The 18,234-nt window shown below is 28.6% G+C and carries 17 protein-coding genes; 2 read left to right on the top strand and 15 right to left on the bottom strand.

All coding sequences use genetic code 11. The annotated features are described in order from the left end of the window. Positions 1 to 54: 54 nt before the first annotated feature. From KGF36_RS18660 to KGF36_RS18635, 6 genes are all read right to left on the bottom strand, one after another. Positions 55 to 1,983, bottom strand: a complete 1,929-nt coding sequence (locus KGF36_RS18660; RefSeq protein ID WP_227830284.1) for a beta-glucoside-specific PTS transporter subunit IIABC — start codon at positions 1,981 to 1,983, stop codon at positions 55 to 57. A 145-nt stretch (positions 1,984 to 2,128) separates the two neighbouring features. After that, positions 2,129 to 2,971, bottom strand: a complete 843-nt coding sequence (gene licT / locus KGF36_RS18655; RefSeq protein ID WP_227830285.1) for a BglG family transcription antiterminator LicT — start codon at positions 2,969 to 2,971, stop codon at positions 2,129 to 2,131. A 577-nt stretch (positions 2,972 to 3,548) separates the two neighbouring features. Continuing rightward, the gene (locus tag KGF36_RS18650; RefSeq protein ID WP_227830286.1) at positions 3,549 to 3,740 is read right to left on the bottom strand and encodes a hypothetical protein; all 192 of its coding nucleotides are present in this window, start codon (positions 3,738 to 3,740) and stop codon (positions 3,549 to 3,551) included. A gap of 118 nt (positions 3,741 to 3,858) precedes the next feature. Beyond that, positions 3,859 to 5,019, bottom strand: a complete 1,161-nt coding sequence (locus tag KGF36_RS18645; protein ID WP_227830287.1) for an ABC transporter permease — start codon at positions 5,017 to 5,019, stop codon at positions 3,859 to 3,861. 12 nt (positions 5,020 to 5,031) lie between these two features. Next, positions 5,032 to 5,706 carry an ABC transporter ATP-binding protein gene (locus KGF36_RS18640; protein ID WP_227830288.1) on the bottom strand — a complete coding sequence of 225 codons (675 nt, stop codon included), beginning with the start codon at positions 5,704 to 5,706 and terminating at the stop codon, positions 5,032 to 5,034. 15 nt (positions 5,707 to 5,721) lie between these two features. Then, positions 5,722 to 6,810 carry an SH3 domain-containing protein gene (locus KGF36_RS18635; protein ID WP_227830289.1) on the bottom strand — a complete coding sequence of 363 codons (1,089 nt, stop codon included), beginning with the start codon at positions 6,808 to 6,810 and terminating at the stop codon, positions 5,722 to 5,724. 412 nt (positions 6,811 to 7,222) lie between these two features. Here KGF36_RS18635 and KGF36_RS18630 point away from each other — a divergent pair, with 412 nt between their 5' ends. Next, the gene (locus tag KGF36_RS18630) at positions 7,223 to 7,399 is read left to right on the top strand and encodes a hypothetical protein (RefSeq protein ID WP_227830290.1); all 177 of its coding nucleotides are present in this window, start codon (positions 7,223 to 7,225) and stop codon (positions 7,397 to 7,399) included. A gap of 444 nt (positions 7,400 to 7,843) precedes the next feature. Here the strand turns inward: KGF36_RS18630 and KGF36_RS18625 are convergent, their stop codons facing one another. Then, complete coding sequence (locus tag KGF36_RS18625; RefSeq protein WP_227830291.1) at positions 7,844 to 8,398, bottom strand: helix-turn-helix domain-containing protein; 555 nt, start codon at positions 8,396 to 8,398, stop codon at positions 7,844 to 7,846. A 244-nt stretch (positions 8,399 to 8,642) separates the two neighbouring features. Between KGF36_RS18625 and alr the strand changes: the two genes are divergently transcribed. Then, a complete protein-coding gene (alr, locus tag KGF36_RS18620; protein WP_227830292.1) occupies positions 8,643 to 9,767 on the top strand; it encodes an alanine racemase in 1,125 nt (374 codons plus the stop codon). A 122-nt stretch (positions 9,768 to 9,889) separates the two neighbouring features. Here alr and KGF36_RS18615 read toward each other — a convergent pair whose 3' ends face one another. The 8 genes from KGF36_RS18615 to KGF36_RS18585 all read right to left on the bottom strand — a co-directional run bounded on the left by KGF36_RS18615 (position 9,890) and on the right by KGF36_RS18585 (position 18,198). Then, entirely contained in the window at positions 9,890 to 10,084 is a 195-nt protein-coding gene (locus KGF36_RS18615; RefSeq protein WP_255287837.1) for a transposase, read from the bottom strand. Between the two features lie 35 nt (positions 10,085 to 10,119). Next, a complete protein-coding gene (locus tag KGF36_RS18610; protein ID WP_255614953.1) occupies positions 10,120 to 10,377 on the bottom strand; it encodes a transposase in 258 nt (85 codons plus the stop codon). Between the two features lie 188 nt (positions 10,378 to 10,565). Beyond that, positions 10,566 to 11,015: a PTS sugar transporter subunit IIA gene (locus tag KGF36_RS18605; RefSeq protein ID WP_227830293.1), complete on the bottom strand. Its 450-nt coding sequence runs from the start codon at positions 11,013 to 11,015 to the stop codon at positions 10,566 to 10,568. Then, entirely contained in the window at positions 11,005 to 12,912 is a 1,908-nt protein-coding gene (locus KGF36_RS18600) for a BglG family transcription antiterminator (RefSeq protein ID WP_227830294.1), read from the bottom strand. The genes KGF36_RS18605 and KGF36_RS18600 overlap by 11 nt, the downstream gene beginning before the upstream one ends. A gap of 221 nt (positions 12,913 to 13,133) precedes the next feature. Further along, positions 13,134 to 15,029 (bottom strand): fructose-specific PTS transporter subunit EIIC, encoded by a 1,896-nt coding sequence (locus tag KGF36_RS18595; protein WP_227854946.1) that lies wholly within the window; start codon positions 15,027 to 15,029, stop codon positions 13,134 to 13,136. Between the two features lie 24 nt (positions 15,030 to 15,053). Then, the gene (locus KGF36_RS18590) at positions 15,054 to 15,944 is read right to left on the bottom strand and encodes a ketose-bisphosphate aldolase (RefSeq protein ID WP_227830296.1); all 891 of its coding nucleotides are present in this window, start codon (positions 15,942 to 15,944) and stop codon (positions 15,054 to 15,056) included. 229 nt (positions 15,945 to 16,173) lie between these two features. Further along, positions 16,174 to 16,308, bottom strand: coding sequence for a hypothetical protein (locus KGF36_RS20310; RefSeq protein ID WP_255287835.1), 135 nt, complete (start codon positions 16,306 to 16,308; stop codon positions 16,174 to 16,176). 240 nt (positions 16,309 to 16,548) lie between these two features. Further along, positions 16,549 to 18,198: an ABC transporter permease gene (locus tag KGF36_RS18585; protein ID WP_227830297.1), complete on the bottom strand. Its 1,650-nt coding sequence runs from the start codon at positions 18,196 to 18,198 to the stop codon at positions 16,549 to 16,551. Positions 18,199 to 18,234: the final 36 nt, after the last annotated feature.

Below are 18,234 nucleotides of genomic sequence, written 5' to 3'. Positions count from 1 at the left end.
GCCTCCTAAAATTATAACTAAGGCATTAACTTATGCTAATGCCTTAGTTTTTTACTAAAATATAACCGTAATCAGATTGCCCTCTAATTCAGTACTCTTACTTTCTGTTTCTACTACATCTAAAAATTGTGATGAATTGGTAATAACAATTGGAGTTACAACACTATACCCTGACTCTTTTATTGCATCAATATCAAAGTTTAATATCGTTTGACCTTTTGTAATTCTATCACCTTGCTTTATACATGCCTCAAAACCTCTTCCTTCTAACTGAATAGTATTTAATCCAATATGAATAAGCACTTCAACACCTGTATCTGAAAGAATTCCTATAGCATGTAGACTAGGAAATAAGGTTGTAACCACTCCATCTACTGGTGCAACTACTTTTCCATCACTAGGTATTATTGCTACACCTTGACCTAGTACACCAGATGCAAATGCTGCATCCTCTATATCGCTTAAATTTAAGACTTCACCTTTTATAGGGCTTACTACTATTTCTTTTTCTAATTTAGCAGACTTAACCTCTTTTGTTTCCTCTTTTACATTATTTTTTACTTCTTTAGATTCTCTTGCTTCCTTTTCTTTATATAAAACCATAGTTAATCCAAAAGCTACAACCATTGATATAGCTATACCAGAAAGAGCTACTATTAAATTGCCCATTCCTCCATCTGGTTCAATCATTGCTGGAAGTTCGAATATTCCCATCCCTCCAGTTATAAACTTTCTAAGATTAAAGAATCCGTAGAAAGCTCCTCCAATACCACTAGCAATACAACTTATTATAAATGGCTTCTTTAAAGGTAATAATATTCCATAAATTGCTGGCTCTGTAACTCCAAATATACCAGATATAAAGTTTGGTATTGCCATCTCTTTTAATTTCTTGTCTTTAGTCTTGAAGAATATCGCTAATACGACTGCTGAACTTGCAAATGTACAAGCAAAGAATGGCATCATAACATTATCGTATCCTAAAGTCATAACATTATTTATATATACAGGAATGAATCCCCAGTGCATACCAAAAATAACAAGAATTTGCCAAGTGAACCCTACTATAGCACCTGCTAATAGTGGACTAAAATCTCTTATCGAAATTACAATTTGCGAAATAAGTGTAGAACCAAATGTTGCTATAGGGCCTATAACTATAAGTGCAACAGGTACTGTTACTAATAATGTAAGCATTGGCACAAAGAAAAACTTAACTAAGTCTGGAACAATCTTATTAAATAATTTTTCACACTTAGATGCAAAATACACTATAAATATAATTGGTACAACTGTCCCAGTGTAATCAATTGATATCATTGGTAGTCCAAAGAAATCAATATATACTGGTGATGCAAACATTGTTCCTTTAAATAAAGTGTACATCACATCTGCACCTGCTGATATACTACTGCCTTGTATCGCAGGATAACACATTGCAGCTCCTAGTGCTAATCCCAACATTGGTTTTAGCCCAAATTTCTTAGCTGAAGTATATCCTAAAAATAAAGGAAGGAATGTAAATAATGCATCTCCTGCTGCATTTATTACCATATATCCACCAGATAAATCACTATATAATCCCATTGCTACAAATAAAGCGTTAAATCCTTTTAACATCCCACAGGCTGCCATTATTCCTAGTACTGGCTGAAAAATCCCTGATATTATATCTATACCTTTATCTAGCATACTACCTGATTTTTTATTTTCTGAATTTGTACTTGAGTCATCTAAGTCAATTATTTCAACTATATCTTTATAGACAGCCTCAACATGATTTCCTATAACTACTTGATATTGTCCTCCACTTTTCATTACAGTAACAATACCTTCCATATTTTTCAATACATCATCATTTGCTATACTTTCATCTTTCAAATTAAAACGTAATCTTGTAATACAGTGTACTAATCCACTAATGTTTTCTTTTCCACCAACATTTTTTACTATGCTTTGTGCTAATTGTTTGTATTTTTCCATTTTCTCCTCCATATTTCTTTTAAATAAATTTTTTGAAATTTGAAGGTTTGGCCAACTCAATGTTACCATCCAACCATAGGTATAATTTTGTTAGTATCACTCCTTTCAATAACTCTTACTATATACTACTGAAAAATTATTCATCTTACATATTTGAATCTTTAACTACTTTAGCTAAATGTATTGTTAAATATATAAGTTCATCATCTGTTAATATGTAGTTATATTGTTTTTTAATAAAATTTTTAATCTTAACTACACATTCAAACTCTTTATTATATTTAGACTTAATAATGATTAATAATTCTTTATCTGTCTCACCTTCATGCACACTATTTGAAAGTAATCTCTGGGCAAAAAATTTAAGATGCATTATAAATCTATAATAAAATACAGAATCCTCATGAAATTCTATTCTAAAATGATATCTAACTATACTAAGTACTTCTTGTATTAACTTTGTAATATCATATGCCAAGGTATGACCTTCACTTAACTGAGCATTTACTATATGAAATGCTATAAATCCAGCTTCATCTTCAGGTAATTTTACACCTGTTTTGCTTTCAATAACATCAAGTGCTTTCATTCCAATTTCAAACTCTTCTTTATAGAATCTCTTAGTTTCCCAAAGTATTGCATTCTTTACGTTTATCCCTTCTTTCATTCTTTGAATTGCAGAATATGTATGGTCACTTAATGATATATAAATACTTTCATTTAATTTCTTGTTTAATTTTATTTGTGCATACTCTATAATTTCACTTGATAATTTCATGTGCTCCATAGGAATATTATTAAGTAATTCTTGTAACTTATTTGATATTTCTTTATTTGATATCCTAAATACTTTGTTTACTTTAGTTTTATCTATTAAATCGCCTTTTGATTTTTGATAACCAATGCCTTTACCCATGACAATAATTTCTTCATCATTGTCATCTAATGTGATTACAACGTTATTATTTAATATCTTATTAATTATCACGATTATCCTCCTTTTGAGCATAAAAAAAGCTTATCCATAATAATGGGCACAATCCTTCCAAGGATACTGCTATTATTAATGAATAAGCTTAGCTTGTACTTAAACAATTACTACCTAATTCCAATTATTATAATAAAACATTAGACATATTTTGTCAACGTTTTCTTTGAATATATTTCATCTTTATATGCAAAGAAGCTATAAGCTTGCTTTGTTACTCTCACCATAATTTTCTTTCTATTAAAAAATTTGCTTCGTTTAAGCCATATTTAGATACTCTATTTCATATCGACAACGACTGCATCTGTTGCTTTAACAACGTGTTGGCGATATATTTATATATTTTAAGCTTATTAGTTGGGATTATAAAATATCCATCTACTTATTATATAATAAGTAATGCTAACTTTATTTATAAGTGTACATATTTTGTATATTAAAGATAAGTATACCACTGATTTTTATTAAATATTAATTATATAAAATAAAAATAAACCCAATATCTTGTTATTAGCTACTAGGTTTATTTTTATGTTTTACATTATACTAAAGTATTTGATGTAATCATATATATTTTTTATTGATCACGTCCTATTGTTCCATCTTCAAGACCTTTTTCTACTTGTTCCTCGCTTGGTTTTGGTAAATTATTCTGTTGCTCTGTTTCTTTTGGTGTATTATTTATTTCCTTCTTACCTTCACATCCAATTACGCTAAGAGCTACCATTGATACTATTACTGCTGCTGTAAATTTCTTATTAAATTTCATTTTTTCTCTCCTTTTATTTTATATATTTTTTATTTTATTACCTTTTTCATAAAACTAATATTTATTAGATTTGCTAAATAATAGATTAATTATCTAACAAATTATTTGATGTATAATTTTATTCTGATTTAAGTGCTACTATTGGTTGTAACTTAGATGCTTTATTTGCAGGGGATATTCCAAATACTACTCCCATAAATATGGCAAATCCAACTGCAGCAAATACCACATTCCATGCTATATAAGGCTCAGCCCCCATTGTTCCTAGTATTGGGAATGACCCAAGTATACCTATTGAAGATCCTACTATTCCACCTATTAAGCTTATTGTAAGAGATTCTACTAAGAACTGTACTAGTATAAAGTTTCTAGGAGACCCTAAAGCTTTTCTTATACCTATTTCTTTAGTCCTCTCAGTTACAGATACTAGCATCATGTTCATTATACCTATCCCTGCTACGAATAAAGATACACTTGCTATTGCTCCTACCATTAGGTTCATAGTAGCATCCATTGATTTCATTGAATCTATCATTTCTTTATTACTTGATACATAAGAATCGTTTGGTGTCATACCCTTTCTAGTAAAGTGAGCTTTTATTTCATCCATTGTATTTGTAACACTATCATTTGAAGTAGATTGTACATTTAATTTAGATATGTCACTTATTCCTAAAACAATTTGTGCTGTTTTATAAGGCATATATATAGTATCATCTTCTGGGCTATTATAAGTTTCATCAATCTTACTTAATACGCCTATAACTTTGTATGGTATAGACTTAATATTTATTGTTTTTCCAAGTGCATCTCCTTTAGGGAATAATTCACTGGAAACCTTACTACCTAATACTACAACTTTAGTTGATTTATCATTATCAATTGGCATAATAAATCTACCACTCTTAATTTCAGTGTTATTTAGTTTTGAATAGTTTTCATCCGTTCCAACTATACTTTTTTTGCTATCTTTTTTATCGTAACTCACAGTTGCTGAATCACTTATTTCTGGAGATATTTCTTTTACATTCGAACTACTTTTTAATACTTTTATATCAAATTCATTTATTTTTTTATCTCCATATACACTTGCAGTTATTAAATCTAGTGGCTTTGATTCAAAACTTTTATACATACTTTGTTTACTACCTATAGATATTGTAACGAATAAAATTACACTGGCTGTACCAATTGATATACCTAATATAGTAAGAAATGAACGTAGTTTATTAGCTTTGATTTCTCCTAATGCCATCTTAATTATTTGGAAAATATTCATATACGCCACCTCCTATTCAAAAATTTCACCATCTCTAATTCTTATCAATCTTTTAGCATTTCTTGCTATATCCATGTCATGAGTTATCATAATTATAGTTTTACCTTCTTGGTTTAGACCTTCTAATATTTCAAGTATTTCTTTACTTGTTTTACTATCTAGTGCTCCTGTTGGCTCATCGGCTAGAAGTATTTGTGGATTTGTAGCTAGAGCTCTTGCTATTGCTACCCTCTGTTGTTGCCCTCCAGATAATTGATTCGGCCTATTATTTAATTTATCTTGTAGTCCAACCTTTTTCAGACATTCTAGTGCTATTTTTCTTCTTTCTTTAGGAGTTTTACCTTGGTATATAAGAGGAAGTTCTATATTTTCTAAAGCTGATAATTTATTTAATAAGTTAAAACTTTGGAATATAAATCCTATTGTCTTGTTTCTTACAGCACTTAACTCATCTTCACTTAGTGATGTTATACTTTTTCCGTCCAATACATATTCACCATTATCAGCTAAATCTAAACAACCAATAATATTCATAAAAGTTGATTTACCAGAACCTGATGGACCTATTATAGATACAAATTCACCTTTTTTAATATCTAGTGAAACCTTTTTTAATATAGTTATTTTTTCATCGCCTATGCTGTATGATTTCACTAAGCCCTTAGCTTGTATTACATAATCACTCATATATTATCACCTCTCTTATCCTATTGATTTTTCCATCATTGAGCCTGAGTCTGCCTCTGAATTTTCAACAGGACCTTTAAATGACTGTATACTTATACTTTCATTTTCTGAAAGTCCTTTTGTAACTTCTATATATTCTGAATCCGTAATTCCTGTTTCAATGTATTTCTTTTCTTTTGTACTTGCAATAGTAACAAAGTATCCTTTTTCATCTTTTTGAACAGCCATTACAGGAATCTTTATTACATCATTTTTTTCGTTTATTATGATTGTACCTGTTACAGACATACCATCTTTAAGACTTTGTATAGTTAAATTATTTTCTAAAATCCATCCAGTAGTTTTGTCACTAGTTTCAACTTTATACCAATTCTCTTTTTTATCTAGAATTGTTACTTCTTCACCTTCTAATAATTTCTCAAGACTCTTACTATTAGATGCATTATTCTTTCTAAGAATTGTATCATTGCTAGCTATTTTTACTTTTACATCTTTTTTATCTATTCCTTCTAACTTAACTCCATATTTTTGTATCCACCCTTGTGTGTTGTCTTCTAGTTTAATTCTCATCCAACTTCCTTTTCTTTCTAATATGTGGAATTTATCTCCTTTTTCTATTTTAGCTACTTTTCCATATTCTTTAGATGGTCCTTTTCTTACACTTATTTCTTCGTATTTACTTTCTCCAACTTCAAGTATCGGGTTAGAAACTGCCACAGTTACATTGTATGTTGGACTCTCTCCTTCTTCTGCTTTGTTAGATATTTCAGTTATCGTTCCTTTTATAGTTTCATCTGGAAATGCCTTTGCATTTACCTCAACCGTTTGATTTACTTCTAACTGAGATATATCATATTGATTTACTGATACAGTTATTTTAATCGCATTTGGATTGTTTCCATCTGCATTAATTAACGAAACTTTTCCTCCAGCTGATACAACTGATTTTATGTTTCCTTTTTCTACTGATAGAGTGTTCATTGTTGCATTCATTTGCTGTTGTTGTTTTGCCTCTGCATTTTTATTAAGTCCTATGTATGCCCCCGATCCTGCTAGAGTTATTGTAATAGCCGCTATAACTATAAGTTTTTTTGGTTTTTTCATAATATTCCTCCTTAAGTATTATAAAGTACTGTAAATATATAATTGCACTTTAATATTTTCCATAATTTATCTTATATTTGCATTTCTCATCACCAATATAACATCTTAATGTTTACTTTGATAAGTGTTAGGCTTTAGAGCTAATCCTCAACTCTGGTATGAGTGTAACATCTTAATGTTAATCTTATGTTTACATAAACTTAGTTCTTGTATATTTAATTTACCTCAAGCTAATCTCTTTGTTTTATTATGGAAATTCTTCCTTTAGTATCATCCATAACTTAATACGCTACAAACTATACACCATATGTTAATTGTATGTTTACTCTTTAGCTATAGCATTGAGTTTCATTTTAATATATTATAAACTTCTTATTATCAAATAAAACGATTCTATATAGGGAGAAAAAGTATGAAAATAACAAAAAGTCACATAGTAGCACTTTTATTAGTAGCAACAACACATTTAACTATAGGATGTGAATCAACAAATAATAACAATAATGAAAATAAGAGTAATAAAATAGCTCAAGTGCCATCTGATACTCAAAGCGTATCTAATCTTACTTTAGAAAAGATGGAGCTCTAATCGTTGGAGATTTCAGAAATGGTAACATAGGAACAGCTGGTACTACTGCTCAATATGAGTGCATAGAAACCACTCTATTAAATGATTTATTTGTAATTGACATAAAATAACTAACCCCTTAGAAAAGACTATAATAATAAATTTATGGTTGTCCTATTGTCAATTCTTATATGATGGTAATCAAAGAACAGCTAGACTTACCTCAAATCTAATACTTATAATTAATGACATTGGAGTACTATCAATCGCTACTAAATGTAAAATTGAAATATGAACTTTTTAGTTCATGAGGCATTCTTTTTGTATGAAATCAACTATATTTTCATCATTTCAACAATGAAAAAGAGACTTATCTCTATTTTGAGACAGCCCCTTCTTCTGCATGTTCTCTATCTCTAGTATTAAATCTACCATGTACTAGTTTAGACAAATATTCTATGAATTTTAAAAAGATGGTGGAGTTACTGCAAATATAACCTCACAATCACAGTCTCCTATATTTTCCCATTTATGATTTGAGTGTGGAAGTATTTTTACACTATCCCCACAATTTAAATCAATTACATGATTCATTAAATAAATCCTTACATTTCCTTTAATTACATAGGCAACTTCTTCTCCTCTATGGCTAAACTGTTCTTTTGAAGATGATCCTCGAGGTGGTATTTTCATAAGCATTAATTCTATTTCTCCTTTTGAGTTTGGAGTTAGTAATTCATATGCAAAGCTATCATCTTCAGAAAACATAATCTTTTTACGACTTTCTTTTCTAACTACTAAGCTTTCTGTAGCTACATCATTTATAAAAAAATTAAATAATGGTATATCTAAGGCACTAGAAATTTGTTTTAATGTATTAATAGACGGATTAGCACTTCCTTTTTCTATTTGACTAAGCAAAGATGAAGTAACACCTGTTAAATTAGCTAATTCTTTAATAGTCATGTTTTTTCTTTTTCTATATTCAGTAATATTTTTTGATATATCTACCTCATTCATCTATAAGCTACCTCATTATTATATATTTTGATTATTATATAAATTATTATATCAATATATACTATATTACGCAATTTAATTAAATTACATTTATTTTTTTGAATAATAATTAAATTTCATTGACTGCGCAAATAGAAAATGTTAGTATTAATTAAAAAGTATTAATTTTAATCATATATATTTTAATACAATTTAATATATAACATAAATTAGATTAACTAAAGTGAAAGTAGAGGTACATGTTATGATGAATATAAACTCAAGCACATGGGCTGAGGTAAATTTAACTAATATAAAATATAATGTAGATAACGTAAAAAAAGCTTTAACTAAAGATACTATGCTATGCTGTGTTGTAAAAGCAGATGCTTATGGACATGGAGCTGTAGAAGTATCTAAGTTCTTAGATAAAGAAGAAAATGTTGATTTCTTTTCAGTAGCTAGATTAGAAGAAGGTTTAGTAATTGCAAAAGCAGGTATAAAAAAACCTATTTTATGTATGGGTTATACAAACACTAATAAAATACAGCATGCGATAGATAGTAACATAAGAATTACTGTATATTCTTTAGAAATGGCTATAAAAATAAATGAATTAGCTAAATTAAGCAATAAAAAAGCTTATGTACACATAAAAATTGACACTGGTATGAGCAGAATAGGTTTCTTAGTTAATGAACAATCTATATCAAACATAAAGAAAATATTTACTTTAGAAAATTTAGTGATAGAGGGTATTTATACTCACTTTGCAAAATCAGATGAAGAAAATAAAGAAACTACTTACAAGCAAATAAAGAAATACAATAGAGTTATAAGTTCATTAGAAGAAGCTAACTTAAATATACCAATAAAGCATGTATCAAATAGTGCTGCAATTTTAGATTTAAGAGAATGTGATTTTAATATGGTTAGATTAGGAATATCTTTATATGGTTCTTATCCATCATCTGAAGTTAGCAAAGATATAAAACTAAAAACAGCTTTAGAATTAAAAACTATAGTTAATAATATAAAGAATATAGAGAAAGGAACTAGTGTTAGTTATGCTGGTATATATACAGCAGATAAAGATGTTAAAATAGCTACATTATCAGTTGGTTATGCGGACGGATTCCCTAGAACACAAAAAAATCCTCAAGTATTTATAAATGGTAGGTTATTAAATATAGTAGGGAGAATATGTATGGATCAAACTATGGTTGAAATACCAAATGATATTGATATTAAGATGGAAGATGAAGCTATCTTAGTAGGTGATATAGACGGAATAAGAATAGGTGATATATCAAGTAAGGTGGGAACAATAGACCATGAAATACTTTGTTGTATAACTAAAAGGGTAAATAGGATATATATAACAAACTAGAGCAAGTAAATAATTAATTATCTGTTAGATTAATTTTTATAATATGGATTCTATAAGAAGTAAATTTTGTATTGATTGAGTCTAGAAATATTTATGTGTTAGCTTAGAGTTAAATTTCTTTCTTAAAAATAAATACTTAAATGAGCTAAAATTTGAGTCCAATTTCTAATTTTTTTAGTCCATTTTTCAGAAATATCTATAGTTGATAAGTATAATGATTTGTCCAAAGAATCATGTGAAGGAAAAATAGACTTCGATTTAATAACTTTTCTTAATAATCTATTGTAACTTTCCATTGAATTTGTAGTATATATCAATGCTCTTATCTCTTGAGTATATTTAAAATATGTTGCTAGTTCATTCCAATCACTTGGTTCTCTATTCTTGACATATGATTTTCATAGTTTCTAATTATCTTTGGTTCAAAATCTCCATTTCGGTTCCTTAGAGTATTTAAAGTTACTTCTCCAAAATCTGATTTAGCATTCTTATTTCTATATCCATTTCTAGAGTTTTTAGTATTTTTATTCTTATTATCATAACCTAAATGGTCGTCAAGCTCCACTTCTAATATTTGATAAATTGTACTTGCAAATAAATCATTTAACATATCTTGAATGTCTGTAGTTGTTTTAACATCATATTCTTCAATAAGTTTTTTAATATTTCGTTTTTGTTAAACATAAAAAGTGTGTACCTTCCTTTATATAGTGATATTTAATATTTTAATTATCACTACTTTTTAAGAAGAATACACACTTTATTTTAAATACCCTCAATTTATAGTTTATACAACATCTATACTTCATAAAATATATCTAATATTTCTTTTTTTGTATGTGCATTTAAAAGTCTTTCACTTATATCTTTACCACCTAAAATATAAGATATTTTAGACATTAACATTATATCTTCATTTCCTTCAGATTGTGGCATAGCAAACATAATTATTACTTTTACAGGCAAGCCATCTATACTTGGCCAATCTACACCTTCTCTAGATTTACCTATTACTACAGATGCTTTCTTTACATACTTTGTTTTTCCATGTGGCATAGCCATTTGATAACCTATACTAGTAGAACCTATTTTCTCTCTACGCTTTAGTGCCTTTATAAACTTGCTTTTTGAAGTTATACTTCCTGTATCGTATAATTTATCTACTAATTCTTGTATTATGCCTTCTTTTGTAGTTGATTTTAAATCTAAAATAACACTTTCTTCGCTTAATATTTCTCTAATTTCCATTTATTTTCTCCAGTACATTATTGTCAAATAATATTTTAATATCCTCTTTTCTTTTACAATCTATTATATAGTTTATATAGTTCTTTTGACTATACAAATTTGATATTTCCATTAACATATTCTTTAAAAAACTCTGATTACTAGTTTCTAAATAAATATCAATCATTCTATTAACATTATTGATATTCATTATCCCCTTATTTAATTTACTTTGATTATGTATATATATATTTAAATCTTTTCCTAATGAAATAGACTTATATTTACTACCTAAATTCATACCTATTAAACTTTCCATCTGCATTACATCAAAATTAAAATATATATTATCTTTTAAATACATTCCTAATAAGTTTGTATCTAAGGTCATGCTTTTCTTAGGTTTAGTAACCAAAGCATTTTTTATATTATTAATATCACTTTCCATTAATAGTACTGATACAACTATATGTAATTTGTCTTTCAAGTCTAAATTTACAGTAGATATTACAAAGTCTACATCATCTAAATTTCGCTTATTCAACTGATGCATAGGAATTATATCAACTATAGTCCATTCAGGAAATTCTCTTTTTAATCTAGCTGCAAGGAGCTGAGATGTTCCATATCCTGTATGGCAAACTACTATTACTCTTTTACTACTCATATTTCTTTCTATTGCTGCTTGAAAATATGTAGCAAGATACGAAACTTCATCTATACTAATATTCTTTAGATTTTCATACTCTGTCATAATATTCATAGTCATCATGCATAATCCCAATACATCTGAAAATCGCTCTTGTATCTCTCCCAATAATGGGTTTTTTATTTGGATATCATATCTTAATCTGTTTAACATAGGTCTTACATGAGATGCTAGACTTTTTTGTAGTAAGTCATCATTTTTGAGATTTATATTTAAAAATTGTGACATATTTTCTATCATTATAGATGATACCTTTTCACTTTCACTTAATATATCTGATTCATCATTGTAACTACTATTACTTTCACTACTAAATCCAGATGATACTAAAAAAATATATATGTACATAATTTCATCTTTCGTTATTTTTACTTTGTATCTATTTTCTATTTTACCTATAAGTGTAGTGACATTTTGATATACTAACTCGTCCAAATTATCTACAGAAACTTCTCTTTCTTCCTGAGACTCTATTTGATTACCTTCTTCGATTCTCTTTAAACATATAAGTATATGGGTAATTAAATTTATATAGTAGGGCTGACTTATAGTGTATCCTAAATTATGTTCTAACTCTGTAATTATAGTTTCTACAAATATGATAGAATCAATATCAAATAAATTCATCAACGCACTAAACGTAGCATAATCTAATCTTGTTAACTCAGATATATCATGCTGTTCATAATTTTCATCTAATAAATCATCCATCATTTTAGCAATCGATTTCCTTATATCTACTTCTTTACCTATAATTTTAGTTCCCTCTAAGGTTTTATTAAGTTTTAAATTATATTCTTTTATCCATTCCTCTATATATTTAAAATCATTTACTATAGAAGTTTTACTTACATAATATTTATCCGATAACTGATTTATTGAAGTTATATTATTTGAATTTAATAATAGATATTTTAAAATTTCCATTCTTCTTTGCTCTACTGATAAAGACTTATTTCCCTTTGGTTGTATATTTAAACTATTAATTAGGTCTATATCTTTCTTTGCTGAAGCTTCTATTAATATTCCGCACCCCCTTTTTATATCAATTTTTATATCGAAAGTTTCTAAATACATCTCAATCATCTTCAAATCTTTTTGTAATGTTTTATCTGATACATTTAATTTATCTTTAAAGTATTTTATAGGTCTATATTCATTTTCATTTAATATCAATTTAAGAAATTCAATTTGCCTTGATGCAAGCATACTTATGCCCCCTACCTATTTTTTGATATTTCTATCAATTACTATTTTAGCATATTTCATAGCTATGTAAAAATACTAAGATACTTCTGTATCATAAAAGAATTTATGATACACTTTACAAAATTGATATAATATAGAATATAATTTCAAAATAAAAAATAAGGATATTTAGAGGTTGCTAACTACTTCTCAATATCCTTATTTTAACTCTTATTTATAATTTAAACACCAAGTACTTCAACTTCACCACTTCCACTCTTTATAGTAGGCTTTGTTATTCCTATAATTAATGCTGTTATTACTGTACCAACTAATATACAAGCTATATATGCAACTGGTGCACTACATGCAAATGGTATTACAAATATTCCTCCATGTGGTGCCATCAAGGTTATATCTAGACTCATACATATTGCCCCGCCTATACAAGAACCAATTATGTTTGCTGGAATCATTCTTAATGGATCTGCAGCTGCAAATGGTATTGCTCCTTCTGTTATGAAAGATGCCCCCATTATAGCAGTTGGTAGGGATGACTTTCTTTCTTCTTTAGTAAACTTATTTTTAAATATTAACATGGCTAACGATATCGCTAATGGTGGTACCATTCCACCTACCATTAATGCTGCTGATGGTTCAAATATATTACTAGAGAACATAGCCAATCCAAATGCTGAAGCTGTTTTATTAATAGGTCCTCCCATATCTGATGCCATCATTCCCGCTAATATTGCACCTAATAATACTTTATTAGTTCCAGACATACTTTGTAACCATGACTGTAAAGCTTCATTTAACCATGATGCTGGTGTATTAACTACGAAGAACATTATAGCCCCACTTGTGAATGCAATCAACAGTGGACATATCAGTACGGCATTTACCCCCTTTAATACATCTGGTAAGTTTTCTGTTATCTTCATTACTCCTAAAGCTATATATCCAGTTGCAAATCCTGCTACCATACCTCCTAAGAATCCTGAACCTCCAATAACTGCCATGAAACCAGCTATCATAGCAGGAGCAAAACCTTGTCTTCCTGCAATTGATTTAGCTATAAAACCAGCAAGTATTGGTATGAATAACTTAAATGCTGAATCGCCTCCAAGTTGTCCAAAGAATCCAGCTATAGGGTTGTATGTTTCATGAGTTGGGTCTGATGCAAATATACCAAACATAAATGCTATAGCTATACCAATCCCACCTATTACTACAAATGGAATCATTTCAGATACACCATTCATTAAGTGCTTATAAATACCTTTTTTCTCTGGCCCTTGAAGTATTTCTTTTGAATCTTCTAAAGTTTTTCCACCTGGCTTAATTTCTTTAGCCATTCCATTTTCAGCATTTATAATTAAATTTTTGGCTAATGAAATATTCTTAGCATCTGCTACTTTCTTTTGTAATACTTTCTTTCCTATAAATCTATTTGTTTGAACTTCTCTATCACAAGCTATTATTACGTATTCAGCTCTTTTTATATCTTCTTTAGTTAACTTACTTTCTACACCTATGGCTCCATGTGTTTCTATTTTAACTTCATACCCAAGTTCTTGCCCTGCTTCTTCTAACGCTTTTTTTGCCATAAAAGTATGAGCTATCCCTGTTGGACATCCTGTTATTCCAACTATAAGACCTTTATTTTGATTATTACTTGAATCTCCTGATTCTACAGCTTTATAATTAAATATATCTAATATTTCATATGGAGTTTCTGCACTTAGTAAGTTCTTAATAAGATTTTCATCCATTAAATATGTAGCTAATTTAGATATAATCTTAAGGTGTTCGTCTAAACCTGACTCTGGAACTGCTATCATAAAAAATGACCTAAGTTTTTGGCCATCATTATCCGTGATGTCCTTATCTGTTCTTAAATACATCATCACAGGTCGCTTTACTGTACTTGACTTAGCATGAGGAATAGCTATTAAATTTCCCATGTTAGTTGGTGATTCTTTTTCACGTTTATTAATATCAATTATAAACTTTTCTTTATCATTTATATAATTTCCATGATACAAATGATTTGCCATATAATCAATTACATCTTTTTTAGTTTGTAATTGTTTATCTAATACAATACAATCACTACGTAATATTTTGTCTACCATAAATTCTCCCCTCCTTTTAATTTGTTATCCAATCACTGATTCTTCTTTTGGTGAAAAGCATTTTAATTTATCTATGTCATTGAATAAATTCATTTTAAACTCTATAACTTCTCTTGCAGCTTCTATACATTGTGGATATATAGCATCTGGTTCATATAAACTTGGATTTTGTTCTAATACTTCTCTGCACTTCTTATAATACGCTGATTTAACATCACTTGAAATATTTACTTTACAAACTCCTAGTTTAACTGCTTGTGCTATTTCTTCATCTGGATTTGACGATCCTCCATGAAGGACTAAAGGTATGTCTACTACTTCTTTTATTTCTTTTAATAAATCTAATTTAAGCTCTGGTTTAAACCCTTTTGGATATATACCATGTGCTGTACCAATTGCAATAGCTAGTGTGTCTACACCTGTTTTTTCAACAAAATCCCTAGCTAACTTTGAATCTGTATATATTATTTCATCACAGCCACCTTCTCCTGATGTCCCTGTTGTTCCTATTGTTCCAAGCTCTCCTTCTACAGATACATTTAATCCTTTTGCAATTTCTACTACTGCCCTAGATATAGCTACATTTTCTTCATATGGTAAGTGTGATCCATCAATCATTACTGATGTAAATCCACATCTTATCGCTCTTAATATTTGCTCTTTATTTGCTCCATGATCTAAGTGTATTACCATAGGTACCTTACTCTTATTTGCTTCTTCTATACAACTAGCTACAAAGCTATCTTCTAAGAAACTTAACTCATTTGGGTGTATTGCAAGTATTACTGGTGCATTTTTTTCATTAGCACTCTGTACTACCGCCTTAAGTATTTGCCCACTCCCTATATTAAATGCTGGTACAGCAAATTGATTTTCTTGTGCGACTTTTAACATTTCCTTCATATTTATTAACATATTGTCCCTCCAGATATTTTAAATTTTAGTTTTGATTTGTTTGTTATTTATTTTGTTGTTATATTTAAATAGTATCAGGATAATAAATGTTAGAAAATAACAATCGTTTTCCTTTTTAAAAAGGAATTTTTATTATACACTCTAAGTTCCTTTTCACTAAATAATTTTTAGAAGTCTGTATAAGTGGACTCCAATAATTGCGATTACTTTGTAAGTATTAATTTAAATTCTATCCTCTAGCTATATCATCTAATTTATCAAAAGATATAAACATATCAAATATACTACTTTCATTTACTAGAAAATTAACGGTTAATAATGGTATATTTGATATACCTGTAGTTATAAATTTAAAGATACTCATCCCACAGTTAGTACTATATTGGTATCAAAAAAATTAAAAAGATATTAGCTATTTAGCCAATATCTTGTTGTAGATTTCAATGGTAGAGATGATTTATAGGAATCATACTCACGATTATCTAATTTTTTACTTCCATAAACTTGACATAAAACACCAAAAATGGCACCCATCGAGTTCATATCTAAGGAATAAAGTGACTTGGTTTTCTAAACACCAATTTATAAATTATCCTTTGTTATTTTATGTAAACCTTTTTCTATCTAATTTAAAAATTATTCCTAATGCTATATAGCATATACCAATTACTAATACACCATAAGCCATAGATACTCCTATCTTAAATTCTTGCATATTAGTTACAATAGAAATTGAAATAGGTCTATTGTAAACACCATAAAGTAAGGCTGACATTGTATATTCTCCAATTGTGCGAATGAATACTAATATAGCTCCTGAAATTATTCCTGGCATCATATTAGGGATTATTACATTATAAAAAGTTTTTATCCTTCCAGCACCTAAACTCCTTGATGATTCTTCTAGTCCTAAATTTATTGACTTCATAGCAACCTCATTGGATGAAAATAATAATGGTAAGGCATAAATTGTATATGCTATAGGTAAAATATAAAAACCACCTATTAAGGATTCATTAAAAGCAAATATACTTTTTTGATTAAATGTATTAATTAGGTTAACTGCAATGGCACTTGCAGGCATACTCCAAGGTAACATTATAATAAATTTTGCTAGTCGATTATATGTAGTATCCTTTTTAATTACTAAATACGATACTGGTACAGTGATTATCAATCCTACTACCACTGCCATTAAAGACATTTTCAAACTGTTTAATATAGGCTGTAATACACGTGATTTTTGGAAAATCATCTGATAGTTTTCCAGTGTAAAGTCTCTAGGAAATATAGTTGTCATAATTGAATGTGTACTTACAAAGGATAAATATACAATAGTAATTATAGGAAGCATAATCATAATAATTTGTATTTCAATAATAATCTTGCATACAAATGTAAATATGTCTTTTTTTCTATTATCAACTTTATAACTTTGAGATTTTAAGGATGATACTACTCCATATTTTTTGCCATAATACTGTAATAAAATCATAAATGAAATCCCCATTAGTAATAAAATAATTACTTGAACTGAGGCTATATCCATATGGTTATTAGCCTTAGACCTAACAATCTGAGTACTTAAAACTTTAAAACCACCACCTATAAGATTTGGAGCTGAGAAAGAACTAATTCCTGATGCAAAAGTTATAATAGTAGAGGTTATAACAGCAGGTGTAATAACAGGCCATATTACATCAAAAAATACTCTTAGCCTTGATGCTCCCATTCCTTTTGCAGCTTCAACTGTTGAGTAATCCACATATTTTAAGGCAACATATACATTTAAATAAAAATACACATACTGAGTATAGGCAACCACAAATAAAATTCCTTTTAATCCACTAAAATCATAAGGTTTGTTGATAAAGGAGAGTAAAATTTCTATAGATTTTGTAACTATCCCACTTTCTCCATAAAGCTGAATACATGCAATTACCATAATTACTCCAGGAATCATCATTGGACTTAGTAAAAGAATATGTATGATTTTTTTGTGTTTATCACAAGCAAATGTCATATATAAAGCAAGTGATATTCCCATAATTCCACATACGAGTACAGAACCCAATCCCAAAATTATAGTATTGCTTACTACCCTTAAATTATTAGTATTTGAAAAATATTCTTTGAAAACTTCAAAAGAATATCCACCTTTACCTTGGAATGCTTGTGCAAAAGTGTTACCTATTGGTACGATAATATATCCACTGAACCTCCCATGACTAAAGTCACAGGGTTCCTGCTTCATAGAATTTTGCATACTAAAATATGTCTTACCAATTCT

Origin of the sequence: Clostridioides sp. ZZV14-6009 (assembly GCF_020658095.1) — a bacterium.
Taxonomy (GTDB): Bacteria; Bacillota; Clostridia; order Peptostreptococcales; family Peptostreptococcaceae; genus Clostridioides.
The sequence above is the reverse complement of the archived record's forward strand: the minus strand, read 5'-3'. Positions and strand labels throughout refer to the sequence as shown.